Origin of the sequence: Streptomyces sp. 3211.6 (assembly GCF_003634815.1) — a bacterium.
GTDB classification, from domain to species: domain Bacteria; phylum Actinomycetota; class Actinomycetes; order Streptomycetales; family Streptomycetaceae; genus Streptomyces; species Streptomyces katrae_A.
The window spans coordinates 1,108,723-1,125,539 of record NZ_RBXC01000001.1 but is presented as its reverse complement, the minus strand read 5'-3'; the positions used below and the strand labels follow the sequence as shown (position 1 = coordinate 1,125,539).

The following is a 16,817-nucleotide window of genomic DNA, read 5'->3' as shown; positions in this document are numbered from 1 at the left end:
GGAAGGGCGCGTGCCAAGAAAACTGACTGGTCGTCAGAAAACCCTTGTACTGCACCCTGCCCTCCTGCAACCTGTTCTAGGTCTCGAGACGGGAGGACGGCAATGGGTGGGACGGAACACCTCACCGTGGACCGCCAGGGCGCCACGCTGGTGCTCACCATGAACAGGCCGGAGGCGAAGAACGCGCTCTCGCTTCCCCTGCTCGTGGGGCTGTACGACGGCTGGCTGGAGGCGGACGCGGACGACGGGATCCGCTCGGTGGTCCTCACCGGCGCGGGCGGGGACTTCTGCGCCGGAATGGACCTCAAGGCGCTGGCCGGGAAGGGCATGGCGGGCGACCGGTACCGCGACCGCCTCAAGGCCGATCCCGACCTCCACTGGAAGGCGATGCTCCGCCACCACCGGCCGCGTAAGCCGGTGATCGCGGCGGTGGAGGGCTACTGCGTGGCGGGCGGCACGGAGATCCTCCAGGGGACCGACATCCGGGTCGCGGGGGCCGGGGCCACCTTCGGGCTGTTCGAGGTCAGGCGAGGGCTGTTCCCGATCGGCGGCTCCACGGTGCGGCTGCCCCGGCAGGTCCCGCGCACGCACGCGCTGGAGATGCTGCTCACCGGGCGGCCGTACTCGGCGCAGGAGGCGGAGCGGATCGGGCTCGTGGGGCGGGTGGTGCCGGAGGGGACGGCGCTGGAGGCGGCGCTGGAGGTCGCCGAACGGATCAACGCGTGCGGGCCGCTGGCCGTGGAGGCGGTGAAGGCCTCCGTCTACGAGACGGCCGAGATGACGGAGACGGAGGGGCTGGCGGCCGAACTGGTGCGGGGCTGGCCCGTCTTCGACACCGCCGACGCGAAGGAGGGGGCGCGGGCCTTCGCGGAGAAGCGGGCCCCGGAGTACCGGCGGGCCTGACGCGCCCCTGGCCGGGTGGGCGCGGCCCTGCCCGGCGTGGGCGCGGCCCTGCGGGGCTGCTCCCCCACCCACCCTTCCCCCGTTCCCCGGGGCTGCGCCCCGCACCCCGCCCCGGGGCTGCGCCCCGCACCCCGGGCGCGGGCCCGCCCCGGTGGCGGCCCGTGCCCGTCCCTTCCGTCGTCCCCCTACCTTCCGAGCATCGGAGGCCACCCATGACAGCCGCGTCCCCGCCCGAGGTGCTGCGTGCGCCCCTCGTCGTCGAGTTCCCGTTCACCCGCTCCCTCGGGCCCGTGCAGAGCGCCTTCCTCACCGGGCTCCGCGAAGGCGTCGTCCTCGGGGTCCGGACTTCCGCCGGGCAGGTGATGGTGCCACCCGTCGAGTACGACCCCGCCACCGCCGAGGAGTTGCGCGAGCTCGTCGAGGTCGCGCCCACCGGGACCGTCACCACCTGGGCCTGGAACGGCGAGCCGCGCCCCCAGCAGCCCCTCGCCACCCCCTTCGCCTGGGCGCTGGTCCGGCTCGACGGCGCCGACACCGCCCTGCTGCACGCCCTCGACGCCCCCGGCCCCGAAGCCGTGCGCACCGGCATGCGCGTCCGGGTGCGCTGGGCGGCCGAACGCACCGGCGCCATCACCGACATCGCCTGCTTCGAGCCGGAGCAGGAAGCGGAGGAAGGAGAGCGGCAGGGCGGCGCCGTCCCGCACGACGGGGTGTTCGACGAGCCCGTCACCGGGATCGTCGCCGAGGCCCGCCTGGACTACACCTACAGCCCCGGCCGTGCCCAGACCGCCTACATCAACGCCCTCTCCGAGCGGCGGACCGTCGGCGAGCGCTGCCCCTCCTGCCACAAGGTGTACGTCCCCCCGCGCGGCGCCTGCCCCACCTGCGGGGTCGCCACCACCGACCGGGTGGAGGTCGGCCCCGCCGGTACCGTCACCACCTTCTGCATCGTCAACATCAAAGCGAAGAACCTCGACATCGAAGTGCCGTACGTGTACGCCCACATCGCCCTCGACGGCGCCGACCTAGCCCTCCACGGCCGGATCGGCGGCATCCCGTACGACCAGGTCCGCATGGGCCTGCGCGTCGAACCCGTGTGGACCGACGGCGGCCGCTACCCCGACCACTACCGCCCCACCGGCGAGCCGGACGCCGACTACGACGCGTACAAGGAGCTCATCTGATGCCGAGGCAGAGCAGGCACGCACGCGACGTGGCCGTCGTCGCCTTCGCCCAGAGCGACCACCTGCGCCGCAGCGACGAACTCAGCGAAGTCGAGATGGTCATGCCGGTCCTGCACCAGGTGCTGGCCGCCACCGGCCTGAAGACCGGCGAGATCGGCTTCACCTGCTCCGGCTCCAGCGACTACCTCGCCGGCCGGGCCTTCTCCTTCACCATGACCCTCGACGGGGTGGGCGCCTGGCCCCCCATCTCCGAGTCCCACGTCGAGATGGACGGCGCCTGGGCCCTCTACGAGGCCTGGGTCAAGATCCAGACCGGCGAGGCCGACACCGCGCTCGTCTACGCGTACGGGAAGTCCTCCCCGGGCTCCGTCCGCGACGTCCTCACCCGCCAGCTCGACCCCTACTACCTCGCCCCCCTGTGGCCCGACTCGGTCGCCCTGGCCGCCCTCCAGGCCCGGGCGCTCATCGACGCGGGGGAGACCGACGAGCCGGCCCTCGCCGCCATCGGCGCCCGCAGCAGGGCCGCCGCGGCCGGCAACCCGCACGCCCAGCTCCGCGGCGCCGTCCCGCAGGGCGGCTACCAGGTGGCGCCCCTGCGCACCGGCGACTGCCCGCCCATCGGCGACGGCGCGGCCGCCGTCATCCTGGCCGCGGGCGACACCGCCCGCCGGCTCTGCGAGCGGCCCGCCTGGATCACCGGCATCGACCACCGCATCGAGGCCCACGGCCTGGGCCTGCGCGACCTCACCGACTCCCCGTCCACCCGGACCGCCGCCGAGCACGCCGGCCTCTTCGACGCCCCGGTGGACACGGCGGAACTGCACGCGCCGTTCTCCTCGCAGGAGGTCGTCCTGCGCAAGGCGCTCGGCCTCGGCGAGGACGTGACGGTCAACCCCTCCGGCGGCGCCCTCGCCGCGAACCCCGTCATGGCCGCCGGCCTCATCCGCATCGGGGAGGCCGCCGCCCGGATCCAGCGCCGGGAGTCCGACCGGGCCGTCGCCCACGCCACCTCCGGCCCCTGCCTCCAGCAGAACCTGGTCGCCGTCCTGGAAGGGGACCGCGCATGAGCACACCGGGCACCGTGGAATCCGTGCACAAGGAGCCCGTCGCCGTCATCGGCGTCGGCCAGACCAAACACGTCGCCGCCCGCCACGACGTCTCCCTCGCCGGCCTGGTCCGCGAGGCGGCGGTCCGCGCCCTCGCCGACGCCGAACTGACCTGGGCGGACATCGACGCCGTCGTCATCGGCAAGGCCCCCGACTTCTTCGAGGGCGTGATGATGCCGGAGCTCTACCTCGCCGACGCCCTCGGCGCCGTCGGCAAGCCGATGCTGCGCGTGCACACGGCCGGGTCGGTCGGCGGGTCCACCGCCCTCGTCGCCGCCAACCTCGTCGCCGCCCGCGTGCACCGCACCGTCCTGACCCTGGCCTTCGAGAAGCAGTCCGAGTCCAACGCCATGTGGGGGCTCTCCCTCCCCGTCCCCTTCCAGCAGCCGCTGCTGGCCGGCGCCGGCGGGTTCTTCGCCCCGCACGTGCGCGCGTACATGCGGCGCACCGGCGCACCCGACACGGTGGGCTCCCTCGTCGCCTACAAGGACCGGCGCAACGCCCTGAAGAACCCGTACGCGCACCTCCACGAGCACGACATCACCCTGGAGAAGGTCCAGGCCTCGCCCATGCTCTGGGACCCGATCCGCTACTCCGAGACCTGCCCGTCCTCGGACGGGGCCTGCGCGATGGTGCTCACCGACCGGGCGGGCGCGGCCCGTTCGCCCCGGCCGCCCGCCTGGGTGCACGGCGGGGCGATGCGCAGCGAGCCGACGCTCTTCGCGGGCAAGGACTTCGTCTCCCCGCAGGCCGGGAAGGACTGCGCCGCCGACGTCTACCGGCAGGCCGGCATCACCGACCCGCGCCGCGAGATCGACGCGGTGGAGATGTACGTCCCCTTCTCCTGGTACGAGCCGATGTGGCTGGAGAACCTGGGCTTCGCGCAGGAGGGCGAGGGCTGGAAGCTCACCGAGGCCGGGGTCACCGAACTCGACGGCGACCTCCCCGTGAACCCCTCCGGGGGCGTGCTGTCCACCAACCCGATCGGCGCCTCCGGCATGATCCGCTTCGCGGAGGCGGCCCTCCAGGTCCGCGGGCTGGCCGGGGAACACCAGGTCCCGGACGCCCGCCGGGCGATGGGCCACGCCTACGGCGGGGGCGCGCAGTTCTTCGCCATGTGGCTGGTCGGGGCCGAGCAGCCGGGCACCTGAGCGGGGCGGAGGGCACGCACGTCCACGGGTGACGGTCCGTGGTCTGTGCGGCACCCGCCGCGATGGCTACTGTGGGCCTCCGGACGACGACGTACCGGGAGGAGCAGGCAGATGGCCGAGAGCACGACCACGCGGACCCTCGCTGACCGGGGCAGGCCCGAGCTCGATCTCAGCGGGGCCGACTGGCAGCCGAGCAGCCGGGGGGCGGGCGACCTCCAGGTCGCCTTCGTGGAGGGCTTCATCGCGATGCGCGACAGCGACCGCCCGGGCGACCCGTCACTGGTCTTCGCCCCGAACGGATGGCGCAAGTTCGTCCTCGGCGCCAGGGCGGGCCGCTTCGACCTGACCTAGTGCTGTGGCCGGAAAGGTTTGCCGGTTCGCGGTGTCCGGTGCGGTGCATCGCAAGGCGGAGGGCCGCGGCTCGTACTGGACGTACTTGCGCGGCCGACAACGCAGCGAGGTGCCGTGCCGGGCGCCGTGAGGCGGTGAACCTTTCCGGTCACAGCACTAGGCGGGCTCGGGCGCGTCGCCGCGGGCGGTCAGCCGCAGGGCGACCTGGAGCTCGTGCTCCCCGGAGACGGTGCCCAGGTGCTCGCCGGAGAAGGCGTCCTCCAGCACGGCGCGGACCTGGCGGACCGGCTCGGCGGCGCCGTCCAGCTCCGCCCGCACGGCCGAGGCCGGCCGGGCGCGCAGGCCCGCGCCCGGCACCCGGCTGCGGACGTCCACCGTCACCGCCCAGATGTTCGGGGCCGCCACGGGACTCACGGCGGCCCCCGCAGGGACCGGGGCCGGCGGGGTCATCCCGGGGAACGCCTCCGCCAGGACGCCCAGCACGGCCTCGGCTCCCTCCCGGTCGCAGTGGCTGACCAGCACGTTCACCTCTGCCTCCCCCGAGGGCCCCTGCGGGGGCGCCTCGGGCAGCCGCGCCGCGTCGACCCGCGCGGGGTCGGCCGCCGGGCCCGCCCCCGTGCCCGTCCGGGAGGGCACCCCGGGCGGCCGGCCGTGTTCGTCCACCATCGCCCCCGCGTCCGGGAGCGGCACGCCGTCCCGCTCGGGGTCCTCGTGCCCGTGGTTCACGTCCATCCTTCGCCTCCGGATCGGGGCACGGCCCCGCGCGGAGCCCGGGACCGGCCGTTGACCGGCACGTCGCGGTGCCTCACCTGGCTGCTGTCCGCTGCCGTCCGCCCCAAACCCACCGACGGGTCCCGGCCCGCCGCCGCGCCGGAACGCCCGGGAAGCCCGCCCCACCGGGGAAACCGGCCCCGCCACCGAACGGCCCTCCGCGACCCCGGCCTGCCCACCCGTGCCCGGTCGGCCGCGCGCACGTGCGGCGCCCCGGCAGCGGACACCGCGCAGGCCCTGACGGCATTCGCCCGCGGCGCAACCTCACCCGGACCGCCGCCCGTACGGGGCACAGTGGGCGGTATGGATCACCCCACCAGGCTCAGCGTGTTCCGCAGCGAGGCCGCGGCCTACGACAAGGCCCTGCGGCGGGCGGCCGACGGCGGCCGGGAAGGCCCGCCGGTGCCGTCCTGCCCCGGCTGGTCCCTCGCCGACCTCGCGGGACACCTCGGCAGCGTCCAGCGCTACCTCACGCACATCCTCCGCGGCCGCCACACCGAACCCCCCGACCCCACCGACCCCGCCCTCTACGAGCTCCCCGAGGACCCGGCCGTGCGGGCCGCCTGGCCCCGGCACGACGCGACCCCGCACCGCGGCCCCGTCCCCGCGGAACTCTTCGACTGGTCGGCCGAGGCCGCCCGGCAACTGGCGCACGTGCTGGAGGAACTGGGGCCGGACGTCCCGGTGTGGAGCTGGTCGGCCGAGCGCACCAGCGGGTTCTGGACGCGCGTGCAGACCATCGAACAGGCCGTCCACCGCTGGGACGCGGAGTCCGTCACCGGCGACCCGGCCCCCTTCGACCCGGCCTTCGCCGCCGACGCGGTCGCCCAGACCTTCGAGGTCATGGTCCCCGCCCGGCGCGGCTGGAAGCCCGCACCGGCCGGCACCGGCGAGCGCTACCGCTTCCGCCGCACCGACGGCACGGAGTCCTGGACGGTGGAGTTCGCCGGGGACGAGGCGCGCCTGGAGCCGGGCGGGACGGGACCGGTGGCCGTCGAAGCCGCGGGCACGGCCTCCGACCTCACCCTGTTCCTCTGGCAGCGCATCCCCGCCACGGCGCTGGAGGTCACCGGCGACCCGGCCCTGCTCGACCGCTGGTTCACCCTCGTCCCCCCGGCCTGAACGGCCCTGCACGGCCCCGAACCGTCCCGCACGGCCCCGACCGAGCCCGGGCGGCCCCCTTCAGGGCCGCTCGCGGAAGGAGCCGACGACGGGGGAGCGGCGCAGGGCCCGGGCCACCGCGACCAGGTCCGGGCCCTCGGCCGCTCCCGGCGCGGGGGCACCCTCGGATTCCGGCGCGGCGGCGGCCGTCCCCCGTCCGCCGCCGCCCGCACCCGCCCCCGCGAGGGCCACCGCCGGTACGCCCCGGCGCAGGCTGCGCACCGCCACCACCACCGCCACCGCGTCGGCCGTCGCCGCCGCCTGGGCGGGCGTCTCGCGGCGGGCCAGCGCCTCGGCGAGGGCCCGGCCGCGGACCCCCGGGTCCATGTACGGCTGGAGCCGCAGCAGCCCGTCGCTGATCAGCGTCCTGCGCTGGACCAGGCGCCGGCTCAGCGGCGTCCGCCGGGGCAGCCGCAGTGAACCGGTGTCCAGCCCGGCCAGTTCGCGCACGAACGGGGCGAGGGAGCGGTACTGGCGGTAGTCCGTCCACAGCACCTGCGCCGCCTGGCCGGCGTGCGGGAGGATGAAGCCCACCGCGACGAACAGGGCGCACACCGAGGCGATGGGCGGGGCCACGTACGTGCTGAGCCAGTCCAGGTCGTGCCCGGTCCAGCGGGCCACCACCGCGACGAGCTTCACGGCGTCGTAGGCGAGGTTCAGGACGAACCCGATGACCAGGAACACCAGTCCCGCGCGCAGCCACCCCGTCACCTCGCGCAGCCAGCTCCGGATGACCGTCGCGGTGATCAGGCAGGCGGCGGTGTGGGCCCCCAGGTACAGCAGGATGTGCTCGCGCATCCAGGGGGTGTTGGCGTAGTAGGTGTCCAGGTCCCGCAGCCGCTCCACCGGCACGTCGGCTAAGGCGAACGTGAGCCACAGGCCGGCGACCACGGACGCGTACACGGACCAGATCGTCCAGATGGTCCGCCGCACCCGCCGGGGGTCGCCCCCGCGCCAGTGGATGACCATGACCAGGCAGGAGGCGCAGAACATCGTCAGCAGCGAGTAGACCAGCGGCGCCGCGAAGTTGCTGACGCCCGTCGAGCTGTTGAGCAGGGCGAGGGTCTTGGGCCGGCCGAAGTAGAAGACCGCCGAGCCCAGCAGGAGCAGGCCGCCCAGGGAGCGCACGTTCGGGTCGATCCGCCAGAACCTCATGATCACCGGAAGGCGGATGGCCAGGGCCAGGGTGAGGATCGCCGCCGGGATGAGGTAGGGGATGTAGAACTTGTCCGAGGTCAACGTCAGCCGATCGGCCCGCGGTAACCCAGCGCGTGGCCTATCCGGCCCGCCACGCCGTCCCTGCGCCCGGCACCGGAGGGCTCGCCGCCCCCCAGCCACGGCCGGCACCGGTCCCCGAGCATCAGGCCGAACCGCTCGGCCTCTATCTCCTGGGCGTCCTCGTAGTGGGAGCGCGCGGCGACGCTCGCGTACGTCAGCGAGGAGGCGTCCGGCAGGGACCGGGCGGCGTCGGCCGCCCGGTGGCCGTGCTCACCGCAGTGGCCCGCGTTCATGTGCCACAGCTCGTGCCCCAGGATGACCAGTTGGTGGTCCGGGGTCGTGTACTTCTCGACGACCACGATGTCGTACTTCTCCATGTTCAGCCACAGGCCCGAAGTGGTCAGCTCGGTGGGGAAGCGCTCGAAGCGCAGCACGATGGGCCGCCCGCCGCGGGTACGGCTCATCGCGTCGCACAGGGCGCGGAAGAGGGTCTGCGGATCCGCCGGCGCCTCCAGGTCGAGCGAGGAGGTCAGCACGGCGCACAGCTTGCGCATCGAACGGGACAGGTTCACCGGGCCACCCCCGCGTGCCGCTCGGTGGACAGCATCCCCGTGATCATGCCCAGCAGCAGGGCCTCCTGCGTACGCGTCAGGGGTCTTCCACGGGTGGAGACGGAGACCAGGCCGTACTGGTCCACGAGGTCGGCCATCAGGTTGCCCGATCGGTAGTCGAGGGATTCGAGGGTGGGCCGCAGGGCCCGGCTCACGGCCTGCGCCGGGGTGTCCGTCAGGAAGGAGGGCTCGCGGCCGAAGAAGGCGGCGAACGCCTTGCAGTGGCGCAGGTGCGGCGGCTTGCGCCCGGACACCAGGGCGTCGACCCAGCGGGGCGGGGCGCCGATGGCGGCCGCGATGTCCGCGGTGCGGTAGGGGCGGCCGCCGGTGTCGCGGGAGACCGCGTACAGGAACGCCGCCCGCCGCCGGACCCGCTCCTCGATCCCCCCGGGCGCGGGGGCCTCCTCGCCGCGCAGCAGGGCCACCGTCACCTCCAGGGGGACACCGGCCCGCTCCGACAGGGCCCGCGGGTCGAGGACGGCCTCCACGTCCAGTCCCCGCTCCCCGGCGCGCCTGCGTATCCGTTCGAGCGTCAGGGCGAGGGGGAGCGGCGGATCGCCAGCAGACACGGTCATCCGTCGTGCTCCCATACGTCCGAGGCCGCCTGTGTGCCCGGGAGGGCGGCCGGCCCCCCGGCCATCGAGATCCCCACCTGCGGATCGTAGTCGCCGATTCGAAAACGATCGCGGACGGGTGGCGGGGACGGACAGCAAGATACAGCCACGAGGGCCGGTGGCGGCAGGAAAAAAAGCAGGCCCGGAGCCGGGCGGGCAGTAAGGAGTATGGCGGACGGACGCCCCATACCCGCAGGTCCGGGACGTTTGCGACGCTCCGCCCCCGCGCAGGCGGCCGGAGCACCCCGGGGCCGGAAAAACCCGCGCGGCCACGTACCATGGGCCGCATGTCCTTCCTCCGCCGCCACCGCGCCGCCACACCCGCCGGCCCGGACTTCGACGTCCTGGCCATGGACCCGGGGGACTGGCCGGGCAACCTCGGGGCCGGGCTGCTGCCCGCCCCCGACGGCAGCTGCCAGGGCGTCTTCCTCCGCTACGACCTCTTCGGCGGACGCGGCCCCGCGATGATCATCGGCAACCTCCCCGAGGGGTCCCCGGCCCGGGACCTCGCCGAGGGTCAGGTGCCGTTCGAGGTGGCCCAGCTGCTCGACGCCCTGGAGAACGACGAGGAGGTCGAGGTCACCGGCACCGAGGACTGCCCCGTCATGCAGGGCGACAACCTCCTCATCGTCCGCAAGGTCAAGCTCTCCGAGGGCCGGATCTCCTGCGTCCAGTTCGACCGCAGCGACAACGTCCTCGTGACGATCGCCAGCTGGGACCGTCCCATCACCGACGACCTCTACGCGCTGCTGAAGCCGCTCCCCGCCGAGCTCTTCCAGCAGGGCTAGGGCCCCGGCCGGGAGTCCCGCCGGAGCCGCCCCGCCGTCAGGCGGTGTCCGCGATGTCGTTCGCCGCCACGTAGCCGAAGGTCATCGCGGGCCCGATCGTCGACCCGGCCCCCGCGTAGCTGTGCCCCATCACCGCCGCGCTCGCGTTGCCCGCCGCCCACAGGCCCGGGATCACCGATCCGTCCGCCCGCAGGGCGCGGGCCAGGGCGTCGGTGACGATGCCGCCCTTGGTCCCCAGGTCGCCCGGCACGATCCGGAAGGCGTAGAACGGCGGGGCCCACACCGGTGCCAGGCAGGAGTTCGGAGTAACGTTCGGATCCGTGTAGTAGTGGTCGTACGCCGTGTCCCCGCGGTGGAAATCGGGGTCGGAGCCGCTCCACGCCTGGGCGTTGAAGCGGTTCAGCGTCGCCCGCAGCGCCGCCGCCGGCACCCCGATCTGCCCTGCCAGCGCGTCCCAGGTCCAGGCCTTCTTCGCGGCGCCCGCCTCGTACCACTCGTCCGGGAAGGGCAGCGTCGGCAGGATGTCCTTGAACAGGTACCGGTTGCGGTAGTTCTGGTCCACGATCAGCCAGGCCGGGATGTGCGAGCCCGTCGCGGCCCGGTCCTTCTCGTACATCACGTGCACCACGTCGCTGTACGGCGCCGCCTCGTTCACGAACCGCGTCCCCGCCCGGTTGACGAGCAGGCCGCCGGGCAGGGTCCGCTCCGCCAGGCAGAAGTACGGCTCCCCGGGCAGCGGGATCGAAGGCCCCCACCAGGCGTCCTCCATCAACGCCAGCGCGGCGCCCGCCCGCTGCCCCGCCAGGATCCCGTCGCCGGTGTTCTCCTTCGCGCCCACCGACCACTCGGTCCCGATCGGCTGCTGCTGGTACCGCTCCCGCATCGCCGCGTTGTGCTCGAAGCCGCCCGAGCCGACCACCACGCCCCGCCGGGCCCGGACCACACCCCGCACGCCCTCCTTCTCCACCACCACCCCGGTGACCGCCCCGCCCTCCTGGACCAGGTCGACCAGCGGACTGTTCAGCCACACCGGCACCCCGGCCCGCATCAGCCCGGCCCGCAGCCCGGCGGCCAGCGCCTGGCCCATCGTCAGCGGCTTCTGCCCCAGCAGCGCCGCCTTCGTTCCGCGCGCCAGGCACTCCGTGGACACGGCGAGTCCTTTCGCCGTGACCGCCGCCAGGTTGAGCCACTTGTAGTCCTGGCTGAACACCACCATCCCGGCCGGCACCGGCATGTACGGCGGGTTCAGGTGCGCCAGCTCGGCGCCCAGCACGTTCCCGTCGATCTGGTCCGGCTCGATGGAGCGGCCGTTCGGCAGGCCGCCCGGCAGGTTCGGGTAGTAGTCGCTGTAGCCGTCCATGAAGCGGAACCGCAGCGGGCTGTTCGCCATGACGAAGTCCAGCATCCGCGGGCCGTTGGCCAGGAACGCCCGCTGCCGCTCGGCCGGCACGTCCGGCCCCACCACCGCCGACAGGTACTGCGCCGCCTTCTCCGGGGTGTCCGGCACCCCCGCGCCCAGGATCACCGAGTTGTTCGGCAGCCAGATCCCGGCCCCGGAGCGCGCCGCCGAACCGCCGAAGGCCGGGGCCTTCTCCACCACCAGCACGCTCAGCCCCCGCCCGGCGGCGGTCAGCGCGGCGGTCATCCCCGCAGCCCCCGAGCCGACCACCACGACGTCGTACTCCCCGAGCGGGGCCCCGTCGGCCCGGGCGGCGGCTCCCGGCAGTACGGCGGCCGCGAGCACCCCCGCCCCGGCCCCGGCGAGGACCGTCCGGCGGGAGGGGAGGGCGGGACGCCCCGGGTCGGCGCTTGCGGACGTGGACACGGCCTCGGTCATGGGCGGGCTCCAGTGGTGTGGGAAGGGGCGGGGTGCGGTCTCCTGATGCTGAGCCAGAAAAGGTGTTCGGGGGATCATGTGATGTCAAGGCACGCGTGCCGGGGCGATCCGCTCCAACGGCCGGAATCCCGTGGTCCCCACCAGGTGTGGGGACCACGGGATTCCGGTACGGCGGGAGCGGGAGGGGTCAGCGCGTGCCGACCGCCGCCCGGACCGCTCTGCGGGCCATGCCCGCGTCGTCGTGGAGGCGGCGCAGCAGCAGGCGCTGCTCCTCCCCCGAGGAAAGGGCCCCCGCGGGAAGCGGCTGGGTCGCGGGCGCCGCCAGCATCGAGCGCTGCACGGCCGTCTCGCACATCCGGATCTCCCTGGTCAGCACCAGCATCAGGTTGACCAGGAAGGCGTCCCGGGCCGCCGGACCGGCCGACTGCGCGAGCCGGCTGATCTGGCTGCGCGCCGCCGGGGCGTCACCCAGCACCGCCCACAGGGTGGCCAGGTCGTAGCCCGGCAGGTACCAGCCCGCGTGCTCCCAGTCCAGCATCACCGGCCCGGCCGGGGACAGCAGCAGGTTGGACAGCAGCGCGTCACCGTGGTTGAACTGCCATGGGACGCCCGCCATCCGCAGCCCGTGGAGCAGCTTCTGCAGGTCGCCGTAGTCCCGGTCGGTCAGCAGCCCCAGGTCGTGGTCCCGGGAGATCCGCCGGGCGTAGTCCACCGGGTGGCCGAACAGATCGGCCGGCGGACGCCACTGGTTGACCCGGCACACCGCGGCCAGCGCCGCCCGTACGTCGGTCCTCGGCGGTGCCTCCACGGGATGCCGCTGGAGGGCGGCCACCCGGCCGGCCATCCGCTCCACGACCAGGACGCAGTTCTCCGGGTCGGCGGCGATCAGCCGGGGCACCCGGACCGGCGGGCGGTGCCGGACGAAGGTCCGGTACGCCGCTATTTCGTGCCGGTACCGCTCGCGCCACTCGGGCGAGTGGTCCAGTAAAACCTTCGCGACAGCGGTCATCCGTCCTGTCGTCCCCACCAGGAGGACCGACCGGCCGCTGCGCCGCAGCACCTGGACCGGGGCGAACTCCGGACAGATCCGCTGGACCGTCGCGAGCGCGGTGCGCAGCTGCGCGCCCTGCGGTCCGGACAGGTCGATTCTTCCGCTCAGCGGCTGCGATCCGGCCGCCGGCATCCGCCGTGCCCGTACGGCGCCCTGCGCCGGGACGGGCTGGCGGCCGGGTTCGAGGGAGATGCCGCCGCCCCCCGCCTGGAGGGTGCGGTGCGGGCGGACCGGGGCGGACACGGAGGACGTTGCTGCGTACATGGCGTTTACGGTTCCCTTCGTGCGCCGACGAGTTGCGTACGCCGCCCCGCCGGATCCCGTGCTTCACCCTGGGGAGTTCCGCCGGTGAACCGGGTCGGGGAGGCGCATTCCTACCTGACACCCGGCGGCAGGTGGCGAACCACGGGGCGTGCCCTGGCGAACCCTGGCGAATAGTCCACGGGGAACTGACAGGGGGTTACTGTCAACTCAGCCGAGAACCTGGGGGCTTGACGTGAGCAAGGGTCCAAACACCCGTCTGAACGACCTGTTCGGCCTGGCCGGCTGGTCGAAGGGCGAACTCGCGAGGATGGTCAACCGGCAGGCGGCCGCGATGGGCCACCACCAACTGGCCACCGACACCTCGCGGGTGCGGCGCTGGATCGACATGGGGGAGACCCCGCGCGAGCCGGTGCCCACGGTACTGGCAGCACTGTTCACCGAGCGGCTCGGTCGTGTCGTGACCATCGAGGACCTCGGGTTCGTACGACAGCGGCGCACCGCCAGACGGCAGCCGGACGGGGCGAAGGAGAACCCCGACGGAGTGCCCTGGGCGCCCGAACGCACAGCCGCGGTCCTCACCGAATTCACGGGAATGGACCTCATGCTCAACCGTCGCGGCCTGATGGGCGCGGGCGCCGCGCTCACCGCCGGCTCAGCCCTCAGCAACGCCATGTACGACTGGCTGCAAGGCGATCCCGCCACCGCCAAGGACTCGCAGCGCTTCGGTGACCCCTACCAGGCCGACCCGGCGGGCTACGACCGCTACGAGGCCGCCCCCATCGGCTCCCAGGAGATCGAGGCCCTGGAGCGCTCGGTCGAGGTGTTCCGCGCCTGGGACGCCTCCAGAGGCGGCGGGCTCCAGCGCAAGGCCGTCGTGGGCCAGCTCAACGAGGTCGGCGGGATGCTCGCCTACCACCACCCCGATCACCTCCAGCGCAGGCTGTGGGGGGTAGCGGCCAACCTGGCGGTGCTGGCGGGCTGGATGTCGCACGACGTCGGCCTCGAACCCACCGCCCAGAAGTACTTCGTCATCGCCGCGCACGCGGCCCGTGAGGGCGGGGACCGCCCGCGCGCCGGCGAGGCGCTGTCGCGGGCCGCCCGCCAGATGGTCCACCTGGGCAAGCCGAACGAGGCCCTGGACCTGATGAAGCTGGCCCAGGCCGGCTCCGGGGACCAGACCCTGCCGCGCACCCGCGCCATGCTGCACACCATCGAGGCCTGGGCGCAGGCCGCCATGGGCAAGGGCCAGGCCATGCGCCGCACCCTGGGCGAGGCCGAGGAGCTGTTCGTGTCCGACAAGGGCGACGTACCGCCGCCGTCCTGGATGCAGCACTTCGACGAGGCCGACCTGCACGGGATGCAGGCCCTGGCCTACCGCACGCTCGCCGACCACGACGCCTCGGCCGCCCCGGTCGCGGCGCGGCACGCCCGGGAGGCGCTGCGGCTGCGCGGGGACGGCCACCAGCGCTCGCAGATCTTCGACTACATCTCGATGGCCTCGGCCTGCTTCATCGCCGACGACCCCGAACAGGCCGACCGCTACGCCCGCCTGGCGCTGGTGTCGATGAACGAGACCTCCTCGCACCGGACCTGGGACCGGCTCCGCGAGATGTACCGGCTCACCGGCCAGTACGCGGGCTACGGGCGCATCGAGGACCTGCGTGAGGAGATCGAGCAGGCCCTCCCCGACAGCCCGTCCCCGCGCGTCGCGCGCGGTGCGCGGGCGGAGGTCTAGGGGGCCGGTGCCGCGGGCCGTGGCGGAAGGGGACGGGAGCGGACGGCGGACGGGGCCGCGCCTCGGGCGCGGCCCCTCGGATCGGACCGTGGTGCGGACCGGCCGTCAGCCGCCGATGCGGGCCACCAGCACGCAGGCGTCGTCCTCGCGCTCGTTCTCGCCGAACTCCTCCGTCACCATCCGTACGCAGTCGCGCGCCGAGCGCGCCGTGGAGAACCGCGGTGCGAGCGCCAGCAGCCGCTCCGTCTGGTCCGCCCGGCTGAACCCGATGCCGTGCGGCGTCAGCCCGTCGGTGTACAGCACGAGTACGTCGCCCAGCTCGAGCAGTTCCTCGGCCTGCCCGTACACGGCCCCCGAGGTGGCCCCCAGCAGGACCCCCTCCGGCGGCTGGAGCGCCCGCCCCTGGCCGCGGCGGAAGAGCAGCGGCGCGGGATGCCCGGCCTGGGCCCAGGAGAGCAGTCGGCGGTCGGGGTCGTAACGGCAGCAGACGGCCGAGCCGAGGGCCGGTTGCGCGGAGGTCTCCAGCAGCTGGTTGAGCCAGCCCATCAGCGGGCCCGGCTCGATGCCGGCCATGGCCATCCCGCGCAGGGCGCCGAGCAGCATGGCCATGCCGGAGGTGGCGCTGACCCCGTGCCCGGTCAGGTCGCCGACCGTCAGCAGGGTGCGTCCGTCGGGGAGTTCGAGCGCGTCGTACCAGTCGCCGCCGATCAGGGTGCTGGTCGCGGAGGGCAGGTAGTGCGCGGCCACGTCCATCGTGCCGGCCTGGTCGTGCGGGAACCGCAGGGAGCCGCGCCACGGGGGGAGCACGGCTTCCTGCAGCTCGACCGCCAGCCGGTGCTCGGTCTGCGCGATCTCCCGCTGGCGCTGGAGCGAGTCACGGGACTCGCGCTCCGCCCGCTGGCTCCGGCGCAGTTCGCTGACGTCGCGCAGCACGGCCCACATCGAGGCCGTGCAGCCGTCCGCGTCGAGGACCGGCTCGCCCCTCATGTGCAGCGTCCGGACGCGGCCGTCGGCCCGGACGATGCGGAACTCGCCGTCTATCGGCTTGCCGTCCACCAGGCAGTCGGTGACCATCGCGGTCAGCAGCGGCTGGTCCTCGGAGAACAGGGTGGAGCCCAGCTCGTCGAGGGGGAGCGGTCCCGCCTCGGGGGAGCGGCCGAAGATCTGGAACAGCTCCTCGGACCAGGTGACCTCGTCCGTCAGCAGGTTCCACTCGGCGCTGCCGACGCGGGTCTGGCGGTCCTCGGAGGGGGTCTCCGGGAGGGCCGGGGGGAGTTCGACCTGCTCGGGCGCGGGCGGCAGCCCTTCCTTGAGCTGGCCCAGGTGCTGTCCGAGGTCGTCGAGGTGGTGCACGGCGAGGTCGCAGAGGGCGCGCTGCCAGCGGCCCTGGGCGTCGTCGTCGTCCACGACGGTGTCGCGGCGCACGGCGTCCACTTCGCCGCGCAGTCGGCGGGTCTGCGAGATCAGCGCGTCCACGGATCCCGGCTCGGGCGGCTGCGCGGAACGGTCCGCGTACAGGTGGGACGGCATGAGCACTCCGATACAGGCGCGGCGATACAGGCGCGGCACGACCAGGTCTGAAAGGAAGGACCGGTTACGACTGTGGCACAGCCCGAGACGGCCTGTAAGGCGTTTGGCAACATCCGTAACGTTCTTGCTCACGGCATATGCCGAAGGCCTCCCGATTGCCTCCGGTCCGTACGAACATTTCCGGTCAGTATCGGAGTGCTGGTGCTCGGTCCCGTCAGACGCTCAGCGGTACCGCGTGGATCTCGTCGGCGGGGTGCCCGGCCCGCTCGTGGATCTTCTGGACCGCCTCCGCCGAGGGGGCCTCGGACAGGCAGTAGACCTCGCCGGACGAGGGGTCCGCCCAGGCGCGCTGGAACGTGACCTTCTCTTCCGACTGGATGGCGAGGTCCGCTTTGTGGGCTTCCATCAGCTGGTCCGCGGTGATGCCCTTCATACCGTGGTGGACATCCATGAACTGGGCCATCGCCGTACACCTCCTCACGTGTCGCAACCGCCTACGGCGCTGCTTCCATCGTCCGCCCGTGGCCGGAAATCGGCCTTCC

The 16,817-nt window shown here is 73.8% G+C and carries 16 protein-coding genes; 8 read left to right on the top strand and 8 right to left on the bottom strand.

Annotated elements, in window-relative coordinates:
* Nucleotides 1-102: 102 nt before the first annotated feature.
* From BX286_RS05340 to BX286_RS05320, 5 genes are all read left to right on the top strand, one after another.
* Complete coding sequence (locus BX286_RS05340) at nt 103-903, top strand: crotonase/enoyl-CoA hydratase family protein (RefSeq protein WP_079424228.1); 801 nt, start codon at nt 103-105, stop codon at nt 901-903.
* 212 nt (nt 904-1,115) lie between these two features.
* A complete protein-coding gene (locus BX286_RS05335; protein ID WP_121014642.1) occupies nt 1,116-2,087 on the top strand; it encodes a Zn-ribbon domain-containing OB-fold protein in 972 nt (323 codons plus the stop codon).
* Entirely contained in the window at nt 2,087-3,154 is a 1,068-nt protein-coding gene (locus tag BX286_RS05330) for a thiolase domain-containing protein (protein WP_079424224.1), read from the top strand. The genes BX286_RS05335 and BX286_RS05330 overlap by 1 nt, the downstream gene beginning before the upstream one ends.
* The gene (locus BX286_RS05325) at nt 3,151-4,344 is read left to right on the top strand and encodes a thiolase domain-containing protein (protein ID WP_398898223.1); all 1,194 of its coding nucleotides are present in this window, start codon (nt 3,151-3,153) and stop codon (nt 4,342-4,344) included. The genes BX286_RS05330 and BX286_RS05325 overlap by 4 nt, the downstream gene beginning before the upstream one ends.
* 111 nt (nt 4,345-4,455) lie before the next feature.
* Complete coding sequence (locus tag BX286_RS05320) at nt 4,456-4,695, top strand: DUF397 domain-containing protein (protein ID WP_079424222.1); 240 nt, start codon at nt 4,456-4,458, stop codon at nt 4,693-4,695.
* A gap of 156 nt (nt 4,696-4,851) precedes the next feature.
* Here BX286_RS05320 and BX286_RS05315 read toward each other — a convergent pair whose 3' ends face one another.
* Nucleotides 4,852-5,427, bottom strand: coding sequence for a hypothetical protein (locus BX286_RS05315; protein WP_121014641.1), 576 nt, complete (start codon nt 5,425-5,427; stop codon nt 4,852-4,854).
* A gap of 342 nt (nt 5,428-5,769) precedes the next feature.
* Between BX286_RS05315 and BX286_RS05310 the strand changes: the two genes are divergently transcribed.
* Nucleotides 5,770-6,588 (top strand): maleylpyruvate isomerase family mycothiol-dependent enzyme, encoded by an 819-nt coding sequence (locus BX286_RS05310; protein ID WP_121014640.1) that lies wholly within the window; start codon nt 5,770-5,772, stop codon nt 6,586-6,588.
* A 60-nt stretch (nt 6,589-6,648) separates the two neighbouring features.
* On the opposite strand, the gene BX286_RS05305 is transcribed toward BX286_RS05310, so the two are convergent.
* From BX286_RS05305 to BX286_RS05295, 3 genes are read right to left on the bottom strand one after another with little or no spacing between them, the layout of a single operon-like run.
* Nucleotides 6,649-7,866 carry an MAB_1171c family putative transporter gene (locus BX286_RS05305; RefSeq protein WP_121014639.1) on the bottom strand — a complete coding sequence of 406 codons (1,218 nt, stop codon included), beginning with the start codon at nt 7,864-7,866 and terminating at the stop codon, nt 6,649-6,651.
* Between the two features lie 2 nt (nt 7,867-7,868).
* Nucleotides 7,869-8,399: a toxin-antitoxin system, toxin component gene (locus BX286_RS05300; protein ID WP_079431559.1), complete on the bottom strand. Its 531-nt coding sequence runs from the start codon at nt 8,397-8,399 to the stop codon at nt 7,869-7,871.
* Nucleotides 8,400-8,413: 14 nt separating this feature from the next.
* Nucleotides 8,414-9,031 (bottom strand): hypothetical protein, encoded by a 618-nt coding sequence (locus tag BX286_RS05295; protein ID WP_121014638.1) that lies wholly within the window; start codon nt 9,029-9,031, stop codon nt 8,414-8,416.
* 326 nt (nt 9,032-9,357) lie between these two features.
* Between BX286_RS05295 and BX286_RS05290 the strand changes: the two genes are divergently transcribed.
* Nucleotides 9,358-9,858: a hypothetical protein gene (locus tag BX286_RS05290; RefSeq protein WP_079431558.1), complete on the top strand. Its 501-nt coding sequence runs from the start codon at nt 9,358-9,360 to the stop codon at nt 9,856-9,858.
* Between the two features lie 37 nt (nt 9,859-9,895).
* On the opposite strand, the gene kstD is transcribed toward BX286_RS05290, so the two are convergent.
* Nucleotides 9,896-11,695: a 3-oxosteroid 1-dehydrogenase gene (gene kstD / locus BX286_RS05285; protein ID WP_121014637.1), complete on the bottom strand. Its 1,800-nt coding sequence runs from the start codon at nt 11,693-11,695 to the stop codon at nt 9,896-9,898.
* A gap of 187 nt (nt 11,696-11,882) precedes the next feature.
* Complete coding sequence (locus BX286_RS05280) at nt 11,883-13,010, bottom strand: aminoglycoside phosphotransferase family protein (protein ID WP_121014636.1); 1,128 nt, start codon at nt 13,008-13,010, stop codon at nt 11,883-11,885.
* A gap of 232 nt (nt 13,011-13,242) precedes the next feature.
* On the opposite strand from BX286_RS05280, the gene BX286_RS05275 reads away from it, so the two are divergent.
* Nucleotides 13,243-14,745: a hypothetical protein gene (locus BX286_RS05275; protein ID WP_079424212.1), complete on the top strand. Its 1,503-nt coding sequence runs from the start codon at nt 13,243-13,245 to the stop codon at nt 14,743-14,745.
* Nucleotides 14,746-14,850: 105 nt separating this feature from the next.
* On the opposite strand, the gene BX286_RS05270 is transcribed toward BX286_RS05275, so the two are convergent.
* Nucleotides 14,851-16,275 carry a PP2C family protein-serine/threonine phosphatase gene (locus BX286_RS05270; RefSeq protein WP_079424209.1) on the bottom strand — a complete coding sequence of 475 codons (1,425 nt, stop codon included), beginning with the start codon at nt 16,273-16,275 and terminating at the stop codon, nt 14,851-14,853.
* A gap of 214 nt (nt 16,276-16,489) precedes the next feature.
* Nucleotides 16,490-16,738 (bottom strand): SCO4226 family nickel-binding protein, encoded by a 249-nt coding sequence (locus BX286_RS05265; RefSeq protein WP_079424207.1) that lies wholly within the window; start codon nt 16,736-16,738, stop codon nt 16,490-16,492.
* Nucleotides 16,739-16,817: the final 79 nt, after the last annotated feature.